Annotated in this window: 8 protein-coding genes; 3 read left to right on the plus strand and 5 right to left on the minus strand. The window is 67.2% G+C overall.

Annotated elements, in window-relative coordinates:
- Positions 1-23: 23 nt before the first annotated feature.
- Positions 24-1,253, minus strand: a complete 1,230-nt coding sequence (locus ACIPEK_RS36135) for a helix-turn-helix domain-containing protein (RefSeq protein WP_402005168.1) — start codon at positions 1,251-1,253, stop codon at positions 24-26.
- A gap of 194 nt (positions 1,254-1,447) precedes the next feature.
- Here ACIPEK_RS36135 and ACIPEK_RS36140 point away from each other — a divergent pair, with 194 nt between their 5' ends.
- Positions 1,448-1,732 carry a hypothetical protein gene (locus ACIPEK_RS36140; RefSeq protein ID WP_402005171.1) on the plus strand — a complete coding sequence of 95 codons (285 nt, stop codon included), beginning with the start codon at positions 1,448-1,450 and terminating at the stop codon, positions 1,730-1,732.
- 390 nt (positions 1,733-2,122) lie between these two features.
- Here ACIPEK_RS36140 and ACIPEK_RS36145 read toward each other — a convergent pair whose 3' ends face one another.
- Complete coding sequence (locus tag ACIPEK_RS36145) at positions 2,123-2,347, minus strand: hypothetical protein (protein WP_402005174.1); 225 nt, start codon at positions 2,345-2,347, stop codon at positions 2,123-2,125.
- A gap of 424 nt (positions 2,348-2,771) precedes the next feature.
- On the opposite strand from ACIPEK_RS36145, the gene ACIPEK_RS36150 reads away from it, so the two are divergent.
- Positions 2,772-3,158 carry a hypothetical protein gene (locus ACIPEK_RS36150; protein ID WP_402005177.1) on the plus strand — a complete coding sequence of 129 codons (387 nt, stop codon included), beginning with the start codon at positions 2,772-2,774 and terminating at the stop codon, positions 3,156-3,158.
- A 50-nt stretch (positions 3,159-3,208) separates the two neighbouring features.
- On the opposite strand, the gene ACIPEK_RS36155 is transcribed toward ACIPEK_RS36150, so the two are convergent.
- Positions 3,209-3,886, minus strand: a complete 678-nt coding sequence (locus ACIPEK_RS36155; RefSeq protein WP_402005180.1) for a DUF4253 domain-containing protein — start codon at positions 3,884-3,886, stop codon at positions 3,209-3,211.
- Positions 3,887-4,497: 611 nt separating this feature from the next.
- A complete protein-coding gene (locus tag ACIPEK_RS36160; protein WP_402005183.1) occupies positions 4,498-4,923 on the minus strand; it encodes a DUF4259 domain-containing protein in 426 nt (141 codons plus the stop codon).
- Positions 4,924-5,088: 165 nt separating this feature from the next.
- Between ACIPEK_RS36160 and ACIPEK_RS36165 the strand changes: the two genes are divergently transcribed.
- Positions 5,089-5,544: a hypothetical protein gene (locus ACIPEK_RS36165; protein WP_402005186.1), complete on the plus strand. Its 456-nt coding sequence runs from the start codon at positions 5,089-5,091 to the stop codon at positions 5,542-5,544.
- Here the strand turns inward: ACIPEK_RS36165 and ACIPEK_RS36170 are convergent.
- Entirely contained in the window at positions 5,526-5,924 is a 399-nt protein-coding gene (locus tag ACIPEK_RS36170) for a hypothetical protein (protein ID WP_402005188.1), read from the minus strand. The two genes, ACIPEK_RS36165 and ACIPEK_RS36170, sit on opposite strands and share 19 nt — an antisense overlap.
- Positions 5,925-6,089: the final 165 nt, after the last annotated feature.

The raw sequence follows: 6,089 nt of genomic DNA on the forward strand, positions 1-6,089 counted from the left end.
GGTTATGCCCAAACCGATGTGGTTCACGAGCCGGGTGCAAGTGGCGTTTCCCTTGCGCCCGGTGGCTCAGTTGCTGGCTGGGGCGGGGAGCCTTCATCGTGCCGTCGGCCCGATGGATCAGCTTGTGGACGCGTGCACAGTGGCTTGTGATCCCATGCGGACTGTTGGAGACAAGTTGCCTCCGCGCGGTACTCGCTCGGGCTCATTCCGTACGCAGCCCTGAAGGCCCGGCTGAATTCGGCGGGTATGAGCAGCCCCCAGCGGGCGGCAAGAGCAGCGATCGGCTGATCGCGCATCCTGGGGTTGGCGAGGTCGGCGCGGCAGCGTTCCAGGCGCCGGTGCCGGATTGTTGCTGCGGCCGTGGACGGTTCTTGTTGGAACAGGGCGTGGAGGGACCGCAGGGAAATGTGGTGGTGGGCGGCGATGGCCGTCGGCCGGAGTTCGGGGTCGCCGAGATGGCGGTTGATGAAGGCGTTGATCTGGGCGCGCAGCATTGTGGTGCGGGTTTCCGACGGCAAGAGCTCCGCCCTGTCGAGCCGGTCGGCGGCGAAGGAGGCGACGAGGTCGGCGGTAATGGTGCCCAGGCGGTGAGCTTCCGCCGGCCCGAGCTCAGACGCGCGTGCGGTCAGGGTGTTCAGGTGCTGTTGCAGCAGGGAACCGCTGACCCCGTCAGGGGCGAGTCGTCGTGCGAGGAGACGGTCGGCCTGCGCGACTGGGAGGGGTAAGGCGCTCTTCGGGATACGGAGCACGGTTATCTCGGCCATGGCACCCTCGTCCCGTATCTCGGCTTCCAGGGGGTGGGACGTGTCGAAGAAGACCATGTCGCCCGTGCCGATGAAGGCGTCGTTGCGGAGCTGGGTGACTCCCATGACCCCGCGGCGTATCCACCCCAACTGGTAGCCCTGGGGATCAAGACGTTGGATATGCCGTGCCGTACGCGCTGCCTGCAACGGAGGGAACGTGAAGTGCACAACCTGCATCGCGCCGAGCTGGAGCGCCGACACCTCAGAACGGAAGTCTGAGGTGTACGGGGTTGATAGCGTGATCGGGAAGATGTGCTGCCGGACCTGATCGGAGTACCACGCGAAACGTTCCACGGCCTGCACGGCCTCACTCGACATGGTGACCAGTGGCCCACGACCGCTGGCACTGCGGTAGAGGGACTGGCTCGACAGCTCCTTGGGATTCACCTTGGACACGCGCTCATCGTGGGGAATGCCAGGAGAACCGAACAGCGCGTTTCCGGTCAACACGGTGCGGGATCCGTCACCGCCCGGCCGCACGTCCCGCCGGACGCGAGCAGCGGACCAACTTCTTCTCTGGTGCCCGCCAGGCGGGAAGCGGCCCCCGGCGGAAGCGAATGTCATCGCTCTCCGGTAGCCCTCACCATCCCGACCGTACGACATCAACGAGCACCGTCTTCATCAGCCGGGCGAGGACCGTCACCATGACCTTCATCGAGCCCGGCCTGTACGTACGCAACGGCTTCGCCGAAGGACCGCTCGCCGACGCCGCGCTGTCCCGTGCGGCGCGCGGCGGGCAGCTTCTCGACGAACTGCAGAAGCAGGCGCCCACGATGGCCGACGGCCAACTGCTCGACGGCGTGCACCGGGCACTGCGCCGCTTCACCCAGGACCAGCCGCCCACATGCCAGGTCGACAGCATCACCGCGCTGATCCGCCGCGGGGTGCGCATCGACTGGCCCGTCACCGACCGTCTGCCCTGCGTCTGACGCCCGCGTACGTGAGGGGCGGGACGATCGGGCGCCGCCGACCTCACGCTGTCGGTGGTGGCTGGTCGGATGAACGACGGTGACGAGCAGCTGCTGCGCGGCCGGGTCTACGACCACGACCACGACGACCCCAACCCGGGCCCGCTCCCGCACCAGACGTACGCCGCCCTGGTCGGCGGACCGCTGGACGGACTGCTGCTCGACATCACCGGCTGGCGGCCGGAGGAGATAGAGGACGGCGTCGCCCTGATGACCGAGCTGGGCCGCTGGCCCGGCGGCCGCGCGCTGTACGACCCCCGACCCGGGGAGCCCGCCCGGCGGGCGGGCCGGGTGTGGTGTGCCGTTTCCACTACTCCGGCGACACCCCCTGACGCTCACCGACGCCGCTGCCTACGGCCGGCCTTCGGTCAGCTGGGCGGCGGTGTTCTCGATCCACAGCAGCGTCCACTCGACTCCGGCCTGCCACCCGGGCTCCGCGCCCTCGTAGCGGCCTACGGCATCGGCACGGATGTTGGCGGCGAGGGCCCGCAAGTCCTTCTGCAGTCCGTGCCGCTTGGCCGTGTCCATGGCCTGGATCATCTCGTCGGTGATGTCACCGGGTCGCAGTGTGCTCATCGCCCCACCTTGAACGACGTCCCCCGTCGATGGCCATATCTCCAGGGCGCTGACCTGTGACGTGTGGTGGCGATAGCGTCCTGCTCCATGACCACCACCGACACGATCGCGGCCCTGGCTCTGGCCGTCGCGGTCGTCGCTGCCCCGGCGCCTACGTCACCTGTGTCTTCAACCCGGACAAGGCGCTGTGCCGCCCCCGCTCCGCCCCCGGAGGCCGAGCGGGTCCAGTTCCGCATGACTGCCAACCGCTGGAATGCCGCAACGTTGCGCTGACTGCCGACAACACCACCACCCTTGCCGCCGAGGCCGACCGCATCGACCACTGGCTCCGCGGCCGCCCTGTCCTCCCACCGCTGCTGCACGCCGGCCTGGCCCGGCGCCGCGACGCGATCCACGCCTTTCTCACCGCCAATGGGGCCGCCCAGTGACCGCCCACCGCCACCCACTGCCGAGCCGCACCGACGTCCACGCCTCCATCGACAGCCTGACCGCCGAGACCGGCCGACGTCCGAGCGTGCTGGCCCTCGCCACCCGCCTCGGCCTCGCCAACACCACCTTCCGCCGCAACTACCCGGACATCTGTGCCGAGCTGGCCGCCATCGCGCGCACGCCAAGCGGCACGACCGCAGCCGACGCCTACAGCAAAGTCCAGGCCGACAACGCCCGGCTGCGACGGACCAACCGCGACCTCGCCGAACAGCTCGAACTCGCCATCGCTGCCATCCAACGCCTGAGCATCGACAACGGCCTCCTGCGCGCCGCCCTTCACGATGCCCGCGCTGTCACCCCGCTGCCCCGTCGCCCCCGATGACCGACTCCGTCGCGACCAATCAGGTGCGCCGTCACCCACCGGATGGCGGATCAGTCCCACCAGAAATCCCAGCGGTGGGCGCCAGTGATCCGCTCGGCATACGCGGCCAGTGTGTACGGTCTGCTGCCTTGCCAGATGTTGTCAGGGCAGAACGCAAAGTGCTCGGCTGCAACGAGCAGAGCCTCATGCTCGCTCACCGGTGGCGCGGCGATGCTGAGGTGCAGCGTGGAAAACCCGACCGCAACGACACGGGCTCCGAATCGGTTTTCCCAATCGCGGACGACCGCAGAGAATTTCGCAGTGTCGTTTTCGTAGTTGCAGGGGCCAGCCCAGCCCACGGCTGTCAGCGCCTCGGCACCGGATGGGGCGGCAACCAGTCCAAGACGGGTCCGCGGGCAGTCGGTGAGGAACGCCTGCGCGAACTCTGAGGCCAGTTGCTCAGGGTTCGTTACCGTCTCGCGGCTGGCCGCAAGGCCGGGCCATACCTGTCCGAAGGGGGCCGTAACAGCGAGGCGCCTTTTGACGTCGAGCATGTCGTCGTCTTCATCGACGGCCGTGTAGGTCGCCCACCAGTGTGCGAGGAGGTCGGCAGGATCATGGCTTGCCGGGGAGGACATCTGCTCGGGGAAGACCTCCCCGGACGCCCAAGGGCGGAACTCGCCATCGTTCGGGTCCAGCGCGTCGAGGAGCAGCGGCCACAAGCCGGAACGTGGGTGTTCGGTGTGCATCCGCGTCCACAGCTCAGGAGCGGCTGGCCCGTCACTAAGCCACAAGGGCTGTCGATCTCCGTCGCCTTCATCGGATGTGACCATCCGACCGGGCGGGAGCAGGCCATCAAGGCTCGATCGGGATTCAGGGTGCATGGGCCGGATGCTAGTGCTGCGACCAGGGGGTATCACTGAGAGGGTCCGAGCGCTCGATCCCGGTACTCCTGGAATTCCTCCCAGCCTGACGTATGCCCAGGGGTTATCAGGTCCCCATTCGCACAGTCGAGCACTTTGCACCGCAGAGCCTCGGCAAGACGGAAGACGTCCGTCAGCACGCCGCCGCCGGAGCCCCGGATGTGGAGCATGATCGAGTCCACCGGATCTTCCGACCCGATGTTGAGTTCGACGGACCAAGTCGGGCCGGAAAGCTCGCCCCAGGCTGGGTCCGAGAGGTCAGCTTCGGGGCAAGCCTGAGTGACAGCTGCGCGTACGTCGTCGCGCCGGCCGAGCGGCTCCGGGGTGTAGTCAGCGGGGATCTCGTGTACAGAGGTGACGTCGGCGGGTAGACGCATGAGAAGGACGTCCCAGCTCATAGTGACCTTCCGGGTAGGACGGGTGCGGGTCGGGGTGGGTCAGATCAGGCTGAGCTGTTCGCCCGATGACTGTGGCAGGAGCACGTTCTGCAGGCGGCGGATGTTCGCGCGCCAGGGCCTGCCATCCGACTCGTCCCATAGGTCCATCAGTTCCGACGGTTCGGTCATGATGCGGTCGAGGGCCTGAAGGGCGAGATCGCGCAGGCCAGCGAGATCCGGGAGGGGCTCTTTCGGCCCATAGATTGGATCGGCCGGCTCACCCCCGGGGCACTGCGCCGCGACGAGCGCGGCCGCGGCTACGGCTACCTCGGACTCGGGTGCTTCGAGGTAAGCCGCAGTGTCGATCACGCGTGTGAGCGCACTGCGGACGATGCCCTCACGTTCGCCTGCAGCTACCTCATCAAGGTCACCGCCAAAGTCCGCCGCGGTGTCGTTGTCGAAGGGGCCGACGTCCCAAGTGCCCATGGTCTCTCCTGATCACGATGTTGACCGGGGGATCCTGACAGAGGCCACTGACAGAAGCCGTGCAGTCCAGAGCGGGGTTCAGCCGCATGTGACTGGTCGAGACAGATGTCACCTGACCTCGATCTCCGCCACCCGCGTCAGCTCGGCAGGCTGCATCATGCTCAGATGGCCCACGACATAGTGTTCTTCCTCGCCGCCGACGACGAGACCGCTGCTGCGACACGCCTGCGGGGACCTGGTGACGCTTTTGAGTCCGTGACCTGCCATTTCATCGAGCCGGACAGTGCCATCGCCGAATGGGACATGTACTTCGAGGAACCTTCGGCCGAGGCACCGCCTCTTGAGCAGATCTATGCGTGGCGGCCGTGGCCGGAGTGGGTCACTGCACCCTTGAACGATGGCGTTGAGGTGTTCGCTCTGCCGCAGCGGTTGACCCGGGCGTTGGCCAACGCGACCTCGGCCGAACTGGAAGAGCTGGCAGGGCGCTGGACCACGCGGCTCCGGTCTGAGGACGGGGACGACAAGACCGACGATGATCTACTGGCGGTCCTGCAAGGAGTTGCCCGGCTTGCGGCGTCTGCGGTGAGCACGGGTGGCGGCCTCTACAGCTGGAGCTTCTGAGCGTTCCTGCGCGGGGGACGCTCGTTCTTGGCACCGCTGCATGCCAGGAGCTCGGTCCCGGTGGCGTCGAAGTACAGGGTGAAGAACCAAGATCGGTCTGCTGCAACGATGTTGCCGGTACGCAGTTGCTCGTCGCGGTCCCGAGCGCGGAGAATCTCCACGGTCTCGTCGAGGCCGAGGGTCGTCAGTCCGATCTTCAACGACCATCTCAGCCTTGACGCAGCGATGCCGAAGACCATCCACTGTGGCGGCCGTCCGTCGAACAGCATTACCTCGCCGCCAGCGGCGATGGCGTCGCGTGCTGCCTTGCAGGCACTGGTTTGCTCTTTGAGCATCACGGTGATGTCTGGCGGACTTGGGCTCTCGTCCTCGGTGGCCATGGGGCGACTGTAGAGACCGAATGCAGGCGTTGCTACCGGATTCGGCGTGACCTGCCCAGGGCTCAGGGGGGCCCCTATCTGTTTCGTCAAGCCTGGCGGGGCTGGTTCGTAGGGGTTGGTCCTGGTTTTCGGGAACGTCCCGCGAAGCGGGACGTTCCCGGCGGA

Origin of the sequence: Streptomyces sp. NPDC088246 (genome assembly GCF_044741025.1) — a bacterium.
GTDB lineage: Bacteria > Actinomycetota > Actinomycetes > Streptomycetales > Streptomycetaceae > Streptomyces.